The sequence below is a fragment of the Longimicrobium sp. genome, from assembly GCA_036387335.1.
In the GTDB taxonomy this organism is placed as follows: domain Bacteria; phylum Gemmatimonadota; class Gemmatimonadetes; order Longimicrobiales; family Longimicrobiaceae; genus Longimicrobium.
The window spans coordinates 19,300-35,019 of sequence record DASVTZ010000079.1 but is presented as its reverse complement, the minus strand read 5'-3'; the positions used below and the strand labels follow the sequence as shown (position 1 = coordinate 35,019).

Sequence of the window (15,720 nt, the reverse complement as noted above, 5' to 3'; positions counted from 1 at the left end):
GTGCGCGTCCACCAGCCCCGGGATCACGTACTTCCCGCGCACGTCCACCCGCCGCGCCCCCGCCGGCACCGTGCACCCCGTCCCTGCGCACACGATCCTCCCCTCCCGCATCACCACCGTGGCGCCCGCGATGGGTCCGCGCCCGGTGCCATCGATGAGCGTGCCGCCCACCAGCGCGGTCACCGGCCCAGCCGCACCCGTGGCCTGTGCGGAAAGCTGCTCGCTACCGAACAGGAGGATGAAAACGATGGCTGCGGTGCGGAACATCGTGCCCTCTGGTGTCGTGGAAAGCGGACGTGCTGCGAGGCTGCACCGCATCATGGGCCGCGCGTTGCGACGCAGCAAGATGGTAGCCGGAGCTTCGTTCCACAGCGAGCCGTTTCCTTTAGAGGGCAACGGCACCTTCGATCGCCTCATCCGGGTGCGCTTGCACGCCTTCCGTTACGGCCACTAGGCGTTCGTATAGACTGCGCGGTATTCCACGCAGCCGCTCCGGATGGCGGGTGAGGTCGCCCTCAAGAAGTTGGAGGAAGGCCACCACTGCGGCTTCCTCGGAGTTGTCTGGGTGTCGTGTCATGATGCCTCTGCGATTCCTCGGATTGTACCCACCGGCTCCCGCGCCCGGTGCACCTCCTCCCCGCGGCCGAGGTTGCGGGCGATTACGGCGAAGGCGATGGCGGCGGCGAGGAGGTAGAGGGCGGCTTCGGTGTAGGCGCCGAAGAGGAGGCGGCCGACGCCGAACAGGGTGGCGTAGACGCTCACCACGCCCGCGACCCAGTTGGCCCACCCCAGCGCGCCCTCGGCCACGGGCTCGTTGGGGAAGCCGGCCAGCGCCTGCACCGGGCGCCACCCGCGTCCGCCGGGGCGCACGCGGCGGTAGAAGTCCACCAGCTTCGCCTCGTCGGTGGGGGCGGTCAGAAAGGTGACGGCGACCCAGACGATCGTGGTGATGACGGTCGTGGCAAGCATCAGGTAGGCGCCCTCCAGTGGGTCCACGGGGTCGTAGATGCCGAGGCCGGTGAGCGCGGCAAAGGAGACCAGCGCGGCGACCATGGCGCTGATCTCCGACCACGCGTTGATGCGCCACCAGTACCAGCGAAAGATGTACACCAGCCCCGTCCCCGCCCCCAGCGCGATCATGATGCGCCACGCGCCCTCGATGGAGCCGACCCAGTACAGGATGTAGGTGACGCCCGAGCCCAGGATGAAAGTCACCACGGTGGCGAGGCGGGAGAGCGCGATCACCTTTCGCTGCTCGGCCGCCGGGTTGACGAAGCGGAGGTAGAGGTCGTTGATCAGGTACGACGCGCCCCAGTTGAGCTGCGTGGCGATGGTGGACATGTACGCCGCCGCGAACGCCGCGATCATCAGCCCGCGGAAGCCGGTGGGGAGCAGGTCGACGACGGCGCTGATGTAGCCCGTGGCGGGGTCTTCGAGGTCGGGGTAGAGCACCACCACGCAGAGCGCGGTCAGGATCCACGGCCAGGGGCGGATGGCGTAGTGGGCGATGTTGAACCAGAGCGTCGCCAGCATCCCGTCGCGCTCGGTGCGGGCGCTGAAGATGCGCTGCGCGATGTACCCGCCCCCACCCGGCTCCGCGCTGGGATACGACGTCGCCCACCACTGCACCGAGAGGTACGCCAGGAATGCGGTGAGCGGCATCCACGCCGCGTCGCTACGCGGGAAGAAGGAGAGCGCGGCATCGGCCGAGCCGTAGTGCTCCGGGAGGCGCGCGACGAGCGTGTCGATGCCGCCAACGGCGTTCACCGCGAAGATCGCCAGGATGATGGAGCCGCCCATCGCGATGCCGAACTGCACGAAGTCCGTCACCAGCACGCCCCAGAGCCCGGAGAGCACCGAGTACGCCATCGTCACCACGAACATCACCACCAGTGCCTGCACCGGTGCGATCCCCAGCGTCACACCGAGGATCTTGAGCATGGCCAGGTTCACCCAGCCGATGATGATCAGGTTGATGGGGAGCGCCATGTACAGCGCGCGGAAGACGCGCAGGATGGCCGCCGGCCTGCCGCTGTAGCGAAGCTCGGTGAACTCCACGTCGGTCATCACCCCCGCGCGCCGCCAGAGCCGGGCGTAAAAGAAAACGGTGAGCATCCCGCTCATCACCATGTTCCACCAGAGCCAGTTGCCGGCGATGCCGTTCGACGCCACCATCCCGGTGACCGCCAGCGGGGTGTCGGCGGCGAAGGTGGTGGCCACCATCGACGTGCCCGCGAGCCACCAGGGCACGGAGCGGCCGGAGACGAAGTACTCCGACACGCTCTTCCCCGCGCGGCGGGTGTAGGCGAGGCCGATGGCGGCGGAAAGGACGAAGTACGCGGCCACGATCAGCCAGTCGACGAGGGCGAGCTTCATCGGGTGTGCTCCGGGGGCGGGCGGGGCGTGGGTGAGGATGCTGATTCTAGCGCGCGAATATCGAGGTGGCAAAGAGAATCGAGCGGAAGCGCGGCGGCGGGTCTCTTGTGGCGGCGAGCAGATTCATCCTACACTGATTCCCTCTAGAACAGCCTCACACAGAGAGCACAGAGGGAACCGCAAGGCGCAGAGGAAGCCCTTTCCCTTATTCTTTCCTCACCCCTCTGTGTCTCTGTTCTGTGTGAGGCCCAGCCGTTCCCTGGAGATGTTATGAACCGAGTCTTGTTCGCCGCGATCCCGCTGCTGGCCGCGTGCGCACCCTCGCCCGCTCCGACGCGCGAGAAGCCCGCGGCGGCGCCTCCAGCGGTTGCGGCGCCGCGCCCCGCCCCGCGCCCAGCGCTCGCGACGCCGGCGGAGGTGGGGATGAGCGAACGGCTGATCCCGTCGCTCGATTCGATCATCGAGGCGGCCATCGCGGACCGCGCCTCTCCCGGGGCGGCCATCGCCGTAGGGCGGAGCGGGCGGATCGTGGCGAGCAAGGGGTACGGGCGCACGGACTGGGCGCAGGGCGCGCCCGCCGTCACCGACAGCACGCTGTACGACCTCGCCTCCCTCACCAAAGTGGTCGCCACCACGACCGCGGCGATGATCCTGGAGGAGGAGGGGCGGCTCGACCTCGACCGCCCCGTCACACGGTACCTTCCCGGCTTCGACGCGCCCGACAAGGCGGCGATCACCCCGCGCATGCTCCTCGCGCACAACAGCGGGATGAACGCGTACCACACGCTGTATCGCGAGGCGAAGGGGCGCGAGGAGTACCTCAAGGCCATCAACGCCCGCCCGCTGGCGCACCCGCCGGGCACGCACTTCGAGTACATCGACTGGAACCTGATCGTCCTCCAGCTAGTGGTGGAGCGCGTGACGGGCGAGCCGCTCGACGCGTTCCTGGGCAAGCGCGTCTTCGAGCCGCTGGGGATGCGCGACACGCGGTTCAATCCGCCCGAGTCGCTCCGCCCGCGCATCGCGCCCACCGAGGTGCAGGCGTTCCGCGGCGGGCAGGTGTGGGGCGTGGTGCACGATGAGAACGCATGGTCGCTCGGCGGCGTGGCGGGGCACGCGGGGCTCTTCTCCAGCGCGCGCGATCTGGGCGTCTTCGCCACCATGATGCTGAACGGCGGCGAGTACGGCGGCGTGCGCATCCTGCGCCCCGAGACCATCTCGCGCTGGACGCGGCGCCAGAACCCCGAAACGTCCAGCCGGGCGCTGGGGTGGGACACGCCGTACCCCGGATCGAGCGCGGGCCGCTACTTCTCCCCGACCTCGTTCGGCCACACGGGCTTCACCGGCACCTCCATCTGGATGGACCCCGTGAACGGCGTCTTCGTGGTGCTGCTGACGAACCGCATCAACCCCACCCGCGACAACCCGAAGCTCGGCCCCCTGCGCATCGCCGTCGCCGATGCCGTGCAGCGCTCCGTGACAGGCCCCGCGCCACGGAGCCGCGACCGCGGAGGCAGATGACGGCGCGCGCCGCGACGTTCATCCGCGACATGCTGAAGGCGCTCACGAAGGCGGCGGCGGTCGGAGGCGCCATCGCCGCGCCCGCCGCCTCCGCTCAGGCCCAGACGCCGGACCGGCTGCGGACGGACTGGGCGTACCTGGAGCGCTTCCGCGCGGAGAACGCCGCGCTGGGGCCGCCTCGGAGGGGCGAGGAGCGGGTCGTCTTCATGGGCAACTCCATCGTGGAAGGATGGGCGCCGCACTTCGCCGCGATGTTCCCGGGGAAGCCGTACGTAGCGCGCGGCATCAGCGGCCAGACGACGCCGCAGATGCTGGTGCGCTTCCGCCAGGACGTGATCGCGCTGAAGCCGCGCGTCGTCGTGATCCTCGCGGGGACCAACGACATCGCGGGAAACACCGGGCCGGCCACGCTGGAGATGATCCAGGACAACATCGCGTCGATGACGGAGCTGGCGCAGGCGAACGGCATCCGGGTGGTGCTCGCGTCGGTCCTGCCGGCGTTCCGCTACCGGTGGAAGCCGGAGCTGGAGCCGGCCCCGATCATCGTCGCGCTGAACACGTGGATCAGGGACTACGCGGTGAGCCACGGCGCCGTGTACCTCGACTTCCACACGGCGATGGCGGACGAGCGGCAGGGGCTGCGCGGCGACCTCTCCGCCGACGGCGTGCATCCGCACGAGGCGGGGTACCGGGTGATGGCGCCGCTCGCGGAGCGGGCGATCGCGCAGGCGCTTCGCAGGCGGCGGTGACGGGCGCGGGCCGGCGGGCGCGCTCCGTGCGTGGACTCGCGCGCGTACGGGCGACCCATGCGACCGGAGCGACATTGGTGGATAGGCACCCGCGGCTGATCCTGATCGGGGTGGATGAAGGGATGCGCGAGGCGCTGCGGGAGGTCCTCGCCGATGCGTTTCCCGAGCTGTCGGTCGAGTTCCCCGATCCGTGGTCGAGCCGCTTCGGATGGACCGAGGAGGACTGCCACACCCTGGTCGAGCAGTCGCCCGAGCCCATCTTCCTCTACGACGAGGGCGGGCTGCTGTACGCCAATCGCGCCGCGGCACGGGCGGTGGGCTTCACTCCGGAGGAAGTGGTCGGGCGCTCGCTGCTGGGCTTCGTGCACCCGGATGACCGCGCTCGCGTGCTGGACCGCATGAAGCGGGTCTTCGACGAGCGCGTCTCGCCCGAGGTGGTCGAGCTGCGGCTGATGCACCGCGACGGGAGCGTGCGCATCGTGGAGATCATCTCGGTGCCGGTGCTCGTCAGGGGACGGCCAGGCGCGCAGGTGATCGGCCGCGACGTCACCGAGCGCAGGCGCGCGGAGGACCGGCTGCGGCACGCGGCGCTCCACGATCCCCTCACCGGCCTGCCGAACCGCGCCGCGCTCCTGGAGCACCTCGACCGCGTCCTGGCCGAGCCGGGCGCGCGGATCGCCCTCTCCTTCCTGGACCTGGACGGCTTCAAGGTCGTCAACGACAGCCTCGGCCACGCCGCCGGCGACGAGGTGCTGTGCGAGGTGGGCACACGGCTGCGGAAGTGCGCGGGCCCCGAAGCGTTCGTCGCCCGCTTCGGCGGCGACGAGTTCGTCTTCAGCGTCCCCGCATGCGACGAGGAGTCCCTCGCGGCCCACGTCGCCGAGGTGGTCGACGGGTGCCTTGGGTGGATCGAGGTGTCCGGACGGCGCGTGCGGGTGCGCGGCAGCACGGGAACCGCCGTCGCCGGCGACGTGAGCGGCAACGAGCTGATCCGCCGCGCGGACCTGGCGCTGTACCGGGCCAAGGAGGCGCGCCGCGGCGGCGTGGTCCTCTTCGACGCGGAGCTCCACGCGCACGTGCAGGAGCGGCTCGCGCTGGAGAGCGGGCTGGCGGAGGCGCTTTCGTCCGGCGGGCTGGAGGTGCACTTCCAGCCCATCGTGCGGCTCTCGGACGGCGTCATCGCGGGAGCGGAGGCCCTTTCGCGCTGGTCGCATCCCGAGCTGGGGGCGATCGCGGCGGACCGCTTCGTACGCATCGCCGAGGAGGTGGGGCTCTCCTTTCCGCTGGACATGCTCGCCATGGAGCGGGCGTGCGAGGTGGCCGCCGCGGACGCGGAGCTGAGCGTGAGCGTCAACGTCTCCGCCGCGCACCTAGGCGACCCCCGCCTGGTGGCCGAGGTCCAGCGCGTGCTCCACGGATGCGGCCTTCCCGCGCGGCGGCTGGCGCTGGAGATCACCGAGGGCGAGATCGTCCGCAACGCGGAGACGGCGATCGCGGCCCTCCACGAGCTGCGCGCGCTCGGCGTGGTGATCCACCTGGACGACTTCGGCACCGGCTACTCGTCGCTCGCCTACCTGGAGCGGCTGCCGGTGGACGCGGTCAAGATCGACCGCTCCTTCGTGGCGCGCGGCGGCGACGACCCGGTGATCCTGCGCTCCATCGTCGCCCTGATCCGCGCCCTGAACCTCCAGGTCATCGCCGAGGGCGTGGAGACCGAGGCGGACCTGCGGCGTGTGCGCGAGGTGGGTTTCGACTACGCGCAGGGCTACTTCTTCTCCCGCCCCATCGCCGCCCCCGCCCTCGCCTCGCTGCTGGCGGATGGGCCGCGCTGGTAGGAAATATCACACAGAGACGCACTGAAAGAACGGAAGGAGGGGATTCTCTCTGCGCCTTTGCGGTTCCCTCTGTGCCCTCTGTGTGATGCTTTTCGCCGTTCGTTCTATATTCTTGACCGCCCCTTTTCAACGATTCGTGACCAGGAGCTTTCCGATGCGCAGTATCCAGAGTTCCCCCGCCCGCGCCGCCTGGCTGCTGGGTGCGCTCGCGCTGGCGCCGCTCCCCGCCGCGGCGCAGGGCGGGCCGGCGGATGCCGACATCCAGCGGCGCGTGGAGGCGGTGACGCCCAAGGTGGTGGCGTGGCGGCGCGACATCCACCAGAACCCGGAGCTGGGGAACCGCGAGGTGCGCACCGCCCGCCTCGTCGCCGAGCACCTGCGCGCCCTGGGGATGGAGGTGCAGACGGAGGTCGCGCACACCGGCGTCGTGGGCGTGCTCAAGGGCGGGCGGCCGGGGCCCGTGGTGGCGCTGCGGGCGGACATGGACGCGCTGCCGGTGACGGAGCAGGTGAACCTCCCCTTCGCGTCGAAGGCGAGGACGGAGTACAACGGCCAGCAGGTGGGGGTGATGCACGCCTGCGGGCACGACAACCACGTCGCCATCCTGATGGGCGCCGCGGAGGTGCTGGCCGGGATGCGCGCGCAGCTCCCGGGAACGGTGAAGTTCATCTTCCAGCCCGCCGAGGAGGGCCCGCCCGCCGGCGAGGAGGGCGGCGCGAAGATGATGGTGAGGGAGGGCGTGCTGGAGAACCCGAAGCCGGAAGCCATCTTCGGGCTGCACGTGGGCGTCATCCCGGCGCCGGTGGGCACCATCTCGTACCGCCCGCGCGGCGCGATGGCCGCCGCGGACAACCTGCGCATTATCGTGCGCGGCCGTCAGACGCACGGCGCTGTACCGTGGAGCGGCGTGGACCCCATCGTCATCAGCGCGCAGATCGTCCAGGGGCTGCAGACCATCGCCAGCCGGCAGAGCAACCTGACCACCGCGCCGATCGTCGTGACCATCGGGAGCATCAACGGCGGGGTTCGCGGCAACATCATCCCCGACTCGGTGGTGATGGTGGGCACCATCCGCACGCTCGACAAGGACATGCAGACCGACGTGCATGACCGCATCCGCCGCACCGCCGAGATGATCGCGCAGAGCGCCGGCGCCACCGCGCAGGTGGTGATCGACAAGGGCGTGGCGCCGCTCACCTTCAACGATCCCGCGCTCACCGAGCGGATGCTCCCCACCCTCCAGCGCGTCGGCGGCGCGGAGCGCGTGCAGCTGGTGCCGCCCACCATGGGCGCGGAGGACTTCTCCGAGTTCCAGGCGCAGGTGCCGGGGCTCTTCATCTTCCTGGGCGTGGTCCCCGCCGGGCAGGACCTCACCAAAGTGGCGCCCAACCACTCGCCCCTCTTCTTCGCCGATGAGGGCGCGCTCCCCGTGGGCGTGCGCGCCATGACGCAGCTCGCGGTGGACTACCTGGCCCGCCCCGCCCCGCGCCGCTGACCACCATGCGCTTCCCGAGCCCGATGCGCCGCGCAGCGGGCGGGCGTGCGCTCGCCGTCGTCCTGCTGCCGCTCGCGCTCTTTGCGTGCGCGCGGCGGCAGGCCCTCACGGAGGGGTTCCTCGCGGGCGCGGACACGGGCGAGCTCACGCGGCTGCACGAGCGCTACCGCGTGGCCGCCCTCGGCACACGCGAGTTCACGCACGGGGAGCTGTGGAGCGCGCTGGGACCGATCGTGGATGCCGCGGGCGGGCCCGAGCGCGAGGAGGCAGGGCGCTCGGCCGAGGGGCGCCCGATCTACCGCGTGCGCTACGGCACAGGCCCCACGCGCGTCCTGCTCTGGTCGCAGATGCACGGTAACGAGTCCACCGCCACGATGGCGCTCGCGGACCTCTTCCGCTTCCTGGCCGAAGCGCCGGACGACCCGCGCGCACGCCGCCTGGCCGAGCGGCTGACCATCGAGGCCCTCCCCATGCTGAACCCGGACGGCGCCGAGCGCTTCCAGCGGCGCAACGCGATGGGGATCGACGTCAACCGCGACGCGCGGGCGCAGGCCACCCCCGAGGGACGGCTGCTGCGCGCGGAGCACGAGCGGTTCCGCCCCCAGTTTGGCTTCAACCTTCACGACCAGGACGTCCGCGCCCGCGTCGGCACGAGCGACCGGCTGGCGGCCATCGCGCTGCTCGCGCCGCCGTTCGGCCCCACGCCTGAGGACAACGCCGTGCGCATGCGGGCAAAGCGTGTGGCGGCGGTGGTGCGCATGGCCGCCGAGCCGCTGGTGGCCGGCCACGTCACGTGCTACGACGACACCTACAACCCGCGCGCCTTCGGCGACCTGATGCAGAGCTTGGGGACGAGCACGGTGCTCATCGAGTCCGGCGGCTGGCGCAACGATCCCGAAAAGCAGTACCTGCGGCGGGTGAACTTCGTGTCGCTCCTGGCCGCGCTCGACGCCATCGCCACCGAGTCCTACGCCGCCGCCGACCCCGCCCGCTACGAGGAACTGCCCGAGAACGGCAGGGCCGTCAACGACCTGCTGGTGCGCGGCTCCACCATCGTGGTGCCAGGGCTGGAGCCGTACCGCGCCGATGTGACCATCAACTTCGCAGATCCGCTGGCGCGCCGCGGCGGGCACATCGTGGAGGTCGGCGACCTGGCCGAGGCCGCCGCCCGCGACACCATCGTCGCGACGGGTCTCTTCCTGCACCCGGGCCGCGAATCGCTCGCGCAGGACGTCCCCGGCCGCGCGGCGCTGATGGTGGACCGCCCCGCATCGTTCGTCCTCCGCCGTGGCCGCGACCCCGCTAGCGCGGTGGTGTGGAGGATCGACGCGGACACGTCCCGCAGAGCTCCACCGCCGGTCCAGTAACGCACCCGCGGACTCGCGCCGATCCTCAAGCCAACGGATACCATGCTCAAGACCGCCGCCCTGCTCGCCCTGCTCGTCCTCGCCGCGTGCAGCTCCGATCCCAAGGAGGCTCCGCAGACCACCGAGAAGAGCGGCGTCGAGAGCGAGCCCGCCGGCCCCTCGACCGCCATCCCCGCCGCCCAGACCCCGACACCAACGACTCCAGACACCACAGCGGCCGCCATGACGCCCGCCGACACCAACGCGACCCTGCCCGCCGCGACTCCGGCAGAAGCGGCGCCGCCGCCGGAGCCGTGACTGGGCTTTGCGTACCCGGACCAACCACTCTGATGAACCGGTACGGCATCGCCACTGACGATCTCGACCATGTGCGGCTACTGCGGCACTGGCGTTGGCTGGTGCCTTCCTCGTGGACGGTCTTATTCGGCACCGCCCTCGGAGACCTGTTCCTGGAAGACACGGGAGGCGCCGTGCACTGGCTCGACGTCGGGAGCATCGAGCTGACCCCCGCTGCACCCAGCCGGTCCGCGCTGGCCGAGGCCTGGGAAGATGAGGAACAGCGGAACTTCTGGTTCGGTCCGGGGCTCGTGGATGCGATCGAAGCGCAGGGCCCGACGCGCGGCGCGTCCGAGTGCTTCAGCTACGTAATGCTCCCCGCGCTCGGAGGCAAATACGAGCCGTCCAACTTCCGCATCCGCACCCTCTACGATCACCTGGACGGGTGGGGGCCGATCTGCGAAAAGATCGTCAGCCCCCCGCCAGGGACTCGGGTTCAGCTTCGAACTACCGATTAACGGCTGAAGGGTGGAGGGAAACACGCCTCGTCTTCGCTTGTAGCTTGAAATGGCCACCGGTGCCGATTGCAAGCGGCACCGGCCGAGGGAGCGGCGTATTGATTGCGAAATCGGTTGTCGAGCACCCTCGTCTCCATTCCAGGATCAATTCCTGGAGCCTTGTTTCATATCGGAACTGGGTATAGAATGAGAAGCGGCGAGAAACCTGTCGCCTTTGAGGGATCGAGCCTTGAAGACATCAGCGCGTTCCCTCCGAAGGCGCGGCGCCAGGCCGGGTACGAACTCCACCAGGTGGCCTTGGGCGAAGACCCGAGCGATTGGAAGCCGATCGCGACGGTAGGCTCCGGCGCCCGCGAGATCAGGATCAAGACGGATGACGGCAACGGAAGGCTGGAGCACCGCGTCATATACGTGGCTAAGTTCGATGACGCCGTCTACGTGCTGCACGCCTTTCGGAAAACGACGCCGCAGACGAGCCGGCACGACATCGAGCGCGCAAGGAAGCACTACACGGAGTTGATGAACGAACAACGCGCGCGGAAACGCCAACCCTGAGCACGCCGATGGCTAAGCACGTCACTCCTCCGGGCGGAAACATCTTCGCAGATCTGGGATTCGAAGTTGGAGAGGCGGAGAACCTGAAGATGAGGTCCACCCTCATGGCCCACATCAAGCGCACGATCCGCGAGCGTGGATTGAAGCAGACGGAAGCGGCGAAGGTGTTTGGAACGACTCAGCCACGCATCAGCGAGATCATGAACGGGCGTATAGACGAGTTCACCATCGACTCGCTCGTCAACATGCTCTCCCACGCCGGCGTGCAGATGGAAGTGCATTTCGTCGCCGAAGCCGCGTAAGTCGCTTTCGGGAGCTTGACAACGAGCTCGCGTTCTGACAAAGTCTTGCCCCGGGAGTCGCGTCCCTCTGGCGGTTGAGCGTGCGTTTGCGCGCCAACTGCCGTGCCATCCTAACGGAAGGCAAGAGGAATGCGGCTCCTTTCGTCGTTTCTGGACACAGGATTTGGAGGCACGGAGATGGTGGGGCTGATGCTCGGAACGCCGGTCAGGTTGTCGCGACTTACGCCGCCCTCAAGGGCCGGCGTGCGCGCGGCACAGGTGCCGTTCCGGGAATAGCACAGACGAGGATCGTTCCGGCGTAGCCCCTTCGGCACCGCGGAACCAGGCGGAGCAAGACTCCCAGCGCCCTGCCTCGTAACATCATGAGGCGGGGCTTTTTGCGCCCGCCGACGCATCTTCACCCGATAACCCTAACGCGGGACCCATGCTGCTGACGATCACCACCACGCACCACCCGGCGACGGATCTGGGGTATCTACTCTACAAGAACCCGGCGCGCGCGCAGAGCTTTCCGCTCTCGTTCGGTCAGGCGCACGTCTTCTACCCGGAGGTCTCGGAGGAGCGTTGCACGGCGGCGGTGCTGCTCGACGTCGATCCGGTGGGTCTGGTGCGCGGCGGATCCGCGGGCGCGGACCAGCAGTACGTGAACGACCGGCCGTACGTCGCGTCGTCGTTCCTGAGCGTGGCGATCGCGCAGGTGTTCGGGAGCGCGCTGTCGGGGAAGAGCAAGGACCGGCCGGAGCTCGCGGCGACGCCGATCCCGCTGGAGGCGCGCATAGCCGTCGTCCCCTGCCGCGGCGGCGAGGAGATGCTGCGGCGCCTGTTCGAGCCGCTCGGCTACGCGCTGGAGGTGGAGCGGCATCCGCTGGACGAGCTGTTCCCCGCCTGGGGGGAGAGCCGCTACCACACCGTCACGCTGCGGGTCACGGCACGGCTGGCCGACCTGCTTCGCCACCTCTACGTGCTGGTGCCCGTGCTGGACGACGCCAAGCACTACTGGGTCGGCGACGACGAGGTGGAGAAGCTGCTGCGCCAGGGCGAAGGGTGGCTGGCGGGCCACCCGGAGCGCGACATGATCGCCCGCCGCTACCTGCGCCACCGCCACAGCCTAGCGCGCGAAGCCCTGTCGCGCCTCGTGGAGGAGGAAGAGCCCGAGGCGGACGAGCAGACGCCGGCGGCCACGGCGCCGGAGGTGGTGGCGGAGGAGCGGATCGGGCTCAACCAGCAGCGGCTGGGCGCGGTGGCGGCCGCGCTGCGGGCGAGCGGGGCGGCGCGCGTGGTGGACCTCGGCTGCGGCGAGGGGCGGCTGCTGCGCATGCTGCTGGACGACCGCCAGTTCACCGAGATCCTGGGGATGGACGTCGCGGTGCGCACGCTGGAGACCGCGCGCGACCGTCTGCGGCTGGACGGCATGCCGCCGAAGCAGCGCGAGCGCATCCGGCTGATCCACGGCTCGCTGATGTACCGCGACCCGCGCATCGCGGGGTTCGACGCGGCGGCGGTGGTGGAGGTGATCGAGCACCTGGACCCACCGCGGCTGCGGGCCTTCGAGCGCGTGCTCTTTGAGTTCGCGCGCCCCGGCACGGTGGTGATGACCACGCCCAACCGGGACTACAACGCCGTGTGGGAGGCGCTCCCCGCCGGCGCCTTCCGCCACAAGGACCACCGCTTCGAGTGGACGCGCGCGGAGTTCAGGGAGTGGGCCGGCGGCATCGCGGAGCGCTTCGGCTACACCGTGCGCTTCCTCCCCGTGGGCCCCGAGGACCCCGCGCTCGGCTCGCCCACGCAGATGGGGGTGTTCACGCGCGGCTGAGGGCGGAACGATGGCGGACCGTACGACGAACCTGACGGAGACATCCGGATGAACCCCGTGACCACGGTCACCCAGAAGCAGCTCTCGGAGTTCCTGCTCAACGTGGCGGTCGTGCGCCCGGTCTTCATCTGGGGGCCGCCGGGCACGGGCAAGTCGTCGCTGGTGGAGCAGTTCGCCGCGCAGGTGGGGCTCCCGTGCGTATCGCTGCTGGGAAGCCAGCTCGCCCCCGAAGACCTGATCGGCGTCCCGCGGATCGAGGACGGGGTGAGCCGCTTCTGCCCTCCCGCCACGATCGCGCGCAAGGAGCCGTACTGCCTCTTCCTGGACGAGCTGAACGCCTGCAGCCACGAGGTGCAGAAGTCGTTCTACTCGTTGATCCACGAGCGGCGCGTGGGGGAATACCATCTGCCCGAAGGGTCGGTGGTGGTCGGCGCGGGAAACCGGGCGCAGGACAGCGCCATCGTGAAGCCGATGTCGTCCGCCCTCCTCAACCGGATGGTGCACGTGCACCTCAAGGTGTCGCACCGCGACTGGCTGGAGTGGGCCGCGAGCCACGGCATCCACCCCTGGGTGGTCGAGTACGTCCAGAACCGGCCGGACCACCTGTGGAGCCAGCCGCCCAAGCACGAGGAAACCTTCTCCACGCCCCGGTCGTGGCACATGCTGAGCGACGCGTTGCACGAGTACGGCGACCGCATCACGGACGAGTGGCTGGAGGTGCTCGCATTCGGCTGCCTGTCGCCGGGGCACGCGGGGCAGTTCAGGGCGTTCATCAAGCAGATCCGCAGCCGCTACCGGCTGGGCGCGATCATCAAGGGCGAGACGGGGTGGCCGCACGCGCCCGAGGACCGCGACGTCCTGTACTTCCTGGCGCACTCGTTCCGCGCCCAGCTCGCCAAGGAGCTGCCCGCGGACTCCGCCGGCGTCACCGGGGCGCAGCGGGAGCTGGCCCACCGCGCCAAGGCGCTGATCAAGGACCTCGCGGCCATCAACTTCGAGATGGCGCAGCTCGTCGTTTCGGAGCAGGGAGAGGGAGAGGCGCTGCCCGGGTGGCTGATGGTCGAGATCGTACGCGACCTCCCCCGCCTGGTGGAGCGCTCCGGTGGCGCGTAAGCGAGCCGGCGACGCGGTGCGCGACGTCGCCGCGGAGAACTTCCACGCGGCGGTCGGCGTCCTGCACGCGCACCCGATGTTCGCGCCGCTCCTGACGCACGCCGGCCTCAACCGCTACGCGGGCAACCTGTGCCCGGACGACGGCTGGGCCGTGGTGACGGAGGCGGGCGGCATCCACCCCCACGCCGCGCGCCGCGCCGAGCCCGAGCAGTGGGTTTACGTCATCGCGCACTCGCTGCTCCACCTGGGCTTCGGCCACTTCGACGGCGCGCCGGAGCGGTGGCGCGAGTGGAACGCGGCGTGTGACTGCTTCGTGGCGGCCTTTCTGGGGGACCTCAAGCTCGGCCGGGCGCCGGGCGGGCCGCTCCCGGAGCTTCCCCGGCGCAGCGAGGAGCGCCTGTACGCCCAGTTCTGCCGCGACGGGATACCTCCGCATCTGGCATCGCTCGGCACGGCGGGGCCGCACTCGGACATGCTGCGCTCCGACCCGCGCACGCCGCGCTTCGGCCGGCCGGTGGACTGGCGCGCCTGCTTCGGGCGCGGGCTGTCGATGGCGGTGACCAGCGCCGTCAACGTGGCCGCGGGGCGGGAGGCGCACCTGGGCGCCGACACGAGCCTGGTGACGGAGGCGCGCAGGGCGCGGGACTGGTTCATCGCCAGCTATCCGCTGCTGGGCGCGCTCGCGGCGGCGTTCGACATCGTGGAGGACCCGCTGGTCTGCGGGCGGCTGGGGATCTCCATCGCGGCGGTGGACGCGGAGAGCCGCGAGATCTTCATCAACCCCGCCGCCGGGCTGGACGAGCACGAGTGCCGCTTCGTGATGGCGCACGAGCTCCTGCACGTGGGCCTGCGCCACCAGGCCCGCCGCGAGGGGCGCGACCCTTTCCTCTGGAACGTGGCGTGTGACTACGTGATCAACGGCTGGCTCGTGGAGATGCGCATCGGCGACCTGCCGCAGGTGGGCGCGCTCCACGACCCGGAGCTGAAGGGCGAGTCCGCCGAGGCGATCTACGACCGGATCGCCACCGACGCGCGGCGCTTCCGCAAGCTGGTCACGCTGCGCGGCGTGGGTATGGGCGACATCCTGGAGCGCGGCGCCGGCCACGTGCGGCCGGGCGACGGCGTGGACCTGGACGAGTTCTACCGGCGGTGCCTGGGGCAGGGCCTCGTCTACCACGAGCAGCAGGGGCGCGGCCTGCTGCCGGCCGGGCTGGTGGAGGAGATCCGCGCGCTCAGCCAGCCGCCGATCCCCTGGGACGTGCGGCTGGCGCAGTGGTTCGACGACCACTTCGCGCCGCTGGAGACGGTCCGCAGCTACGCGCGCCCCAGCCGCCGCCAGTCCAGCACGCCGGACATCCCGCGCCCCCGCTGGGTCCCGGCGCCGGGCGCGGAGGACGGCCGCACCTTTGGCGTGGTGCTCGACACCTCTGGCTCCATGGACCGCGACATCCTGGCGAAGGCCCTCGGTACCATCGCCAGCTACAGCATCGCGCGCGACGTGCCGGCGGTGCGCGTGGTGTTCTGCGACGCGGCCACGTACGACCAGGGCTACATGCCCCCCGACGCCATCGCGGACCGCGTGCAGGTGAAGGGCCGCGGCGGCACGGTCCTGCAGCCCGCAATCGACCTGCTGGACCGCGCGGACGACTTCCCCAGGGACGGACCGCTGCTGGTCATCACCGACGGCCAGTGCGACCGGCTGCGGATCCATCGCGAGCACGCGTTCCTGCTCCCCGAATGCCGGCGCCTCCCCTTCGTCCCCCGCGGCGAGGTGTTCCGCATCGGTTGATGCTTCACGGA

Annotated in this window: 14 protein-coding genes; 12 read left to right on the top strand and 2 right to left on the bottom strand. The window is 70.3% G+C overall.

The genetic code is table 11. From position 1 onward, the window contains the following. Both VF647_06985 and VF647_06980 read right to left on the bottom strand, forming a co-directional pair. On the bottom strand, window positions 1–267 hold a 267-nt coding region (locus VF647_06985; protein ID HEX8451821.1), incomplete at its 3' end, for a hypothetical protein. 306 nt (window positions 268–573) lie between these two features. Further along, window positions 574–2,376, bottom strand: a complete 1,803-nt coding sequence (locus VF647_06980; protein HEX8451820.1) for a sodium:solute symporter family protein — start codon at window positions 2,374–2,376, stop codon at window positions 574–576. A gap of 270 nt (window positions 2,377–2,646) precedes the next feature. On the opposite strand from VF647_06980, the gene VF647_06975 reads away from it, so the two are divergent. From VF647_06975 to VF647_06920, 12 genes are all read left to right on the top strand, one after another. Beyond that, entirely contained in the window at window positions 2,647–3,897 is a 1,251-nt protein-coding gene (locus VF647_06975) for a serine hydrolase domain-containing protein (GenBank protein HEX8451819.1), read from the top strand. Further along, on the top strand, window positions 3,894–4,646 hold the full coding sequence (locus VF647_06970) for an SGNH/GDSL hydrolase family protein (GenBank protein ID HEX8451818.1): 753 nt from the start codon (window positions 3,894–3,896) through the stop codon (window positions 4,644–4,646). The genes VF647_06975 and VF647_06970 overlap by 4 nt, the downstream gene beginning before the upstream one ends. Window positions 4,647–4,723: 77 nt before the next feature. Then, complete coding sequence (locus VF647_06965; GenBank protein HEX8451817.1) at window positions 4,724–6,481, top strand: EAL domain-containing protein; 1,758 nt, start codon at window positions 4,724–4,726, stop codon at window positions 6,479–6,481. Window positions 6,482–6,635: 154 nt separating this feature from the next. Next, entirely contained in the window at window positions 6,636–7,976 is a 1,341-nt protein-coding gene (locus VF647_06960; protein ID HEX8451816.1) for an amidohydrolase, read from the top strand. A gap of 5 nt (window positions 7,977–7,981) precedes the next feature. Next, window positions 7,982–9,343: a M14 family zinc carboxypeptidase gene (locus tag VF647_06955; GenBank protein HEX8451815.1), complete on the top strand. Its 1,362-nt coding sequence runs from the start codon at window positions 7,982–7,984 to the stop codon at window positions 9,341–9,343. A gap of 42 nt (window positions 9,344–9,385) precedes the next feature. After that, window positions 9,386–9,640 carry a hypothetical protein gene (locus VF647_06950; GenBank protein ID HEX8451814.1) on the top strand — a complete coding sequence of 85 codons (255 nt, stop codon included), beginning with the start codon at window positions 9,386–9,388 and terminating at the stop codon, window positions 9,638–9,640. A 32-nt stretch (window positions 9,641–9,672) separates the two neighbouring features. Continuing rightward, the gene (locus VF647_06945; GenBank protein ID HEX8451813.1) at window positions 9,673–10,137 is read left to right on the top strand and encodes a T6SS immunity protein Tdi1 domain-containing protein; all 465 of its coding nucleotides are present in this window, start codon (window positions 9,673–9,675) and stop codon (window positions 10,135–10,137) included. 186 nt (window positions 10,138–10,323) lie between these two features. Further along, a complete protein-coding gene (locus tag VF647_06940; protein ID HEX8451812.1) occupies window positions 10,324–10,692 on the top strand; it encodes a type II toxin-antitoxin system RelE/ParE family toxin in 369 nt (122 codons plus the stop codon). A gap of 8 nt (window positions 10,693–10,700) precedes the next feature. Then, entirely contained in the window at window positions 10,701–10,994 is a 294-nt protein-coding gene (locus VF647_06935; GenBank protein ID HEX8451811.1) for a helix-turn-helix transcriptional regulator, read from the top strand. 424 nt (window positions 10,995–11,418) lie between these two features. After that, window positions 11,419–12,807 (top strand): 3' terminal RNA ribose 2'-O-methyltransferase Hen1, encoded by a 1,389-nt coding sequence (locus tag VF647_06930; GenBank protein ID HEX8451810.1) that lies wholly within the window; start codon window positions 11,419–11,421, stop codon window positions 12,805–12,807. Window positions 12,808–12,855: 48 nt separating this feature from the next. Continuing rightward, the gene (locus VF647_06925; protein HEX8451809.1) at window positions 12,856–13,920 is read left to right on the top strand and encodes a MoxR family ATPase; all 1,065 of its coding nucleotides are present in this window, start codon (window positions 12,856–12,858) and stop codon (window positions 13,918–13,920) included. Then, the gene (locus VF647_06920; protein ID HEX8451808.1) at window positions 13,910–15,709 is read left to right on the top strand and encodes a VWA-like domain-containing protein; all 1,800 of its coding nucleotides are present in this window, start codon (window positions 13,910–13,912) and stop codon (window positions 15,707–15,709) included. The genes VF647_06925 and VF647_06920 overlap by 11 nt, the downstream gene beginning before the upstream one ends. The last annotated feature ends 11 nt before the right edge of the window (window positions 15,710–15,720 follow it).